Origin of the sequence: Legionella quateirensis, assembly GCF_001467955.1 — a bacterium.
Classification (GTDB): Bacteria; Pseudomonadota; Gammaproteobacteria; order Legionellales; family Legionellaceae; genus Legionella; species Legionella quateirensis.
Genome location: NZ_LNYR01000021.1, coordinates 19395 through 19812 on the forward strand (window position 1 = coordinate 19395; position 418 = coordinate 19812).

A 418-nucleotide genomic window follows, 5' to 3' on the forward strand; every position below is an offset into this window, starting at 1 on the left:
AGATTAACCGCATAACCGTCATCCCGAATGCAATGAGGGATCTCCTGAACGTGGCATTGTGCCTGCATTTGGAGTTCCTTCATGCGTTCAGGATGACGCATTGTTCTCGGATTATCCGCATAATCGTCATCCCGAATGCAATGAGGGCTCTCCTGAACGTGGCATTGTGCCTGCATTTGGAGATCCTTCACTGCGATCAGGATGACGCATTGTTCTTGGATTAACCGCATAACCGTCATCCCGAATGCAATGAGGGATCTCCTGAACGTGGCATTGTGCCTGCATCGGGAGATCCTTCACTGCGTTCAGGATGACGCATTGTTCTCGGATTATCCGCTTAACCGTCATCCCGAATGCAATGAGGGATCTCCTGAACGTGGCATTGTGCCTGCATCTGGAGATCCTTCACTGCGTTCAG

At 50.7% G+C, this 418-nt stretch carries 1 protein-coding gene; it reads right to left on the reverse strand.

Features of this window, described 5'->3' with window-relative positions; genetic code table 11:
• Positions 1–230, reverse strand: a 230-nt coding sequence (locus Lqua_RS18495) for a hypothetical protein (RefSeq protein ID WP_193787176.1), incomplete at its 3' end; no start/stop codon positions are given.
• Positions 231–418 lie beyond the last annotated feature (188 nt).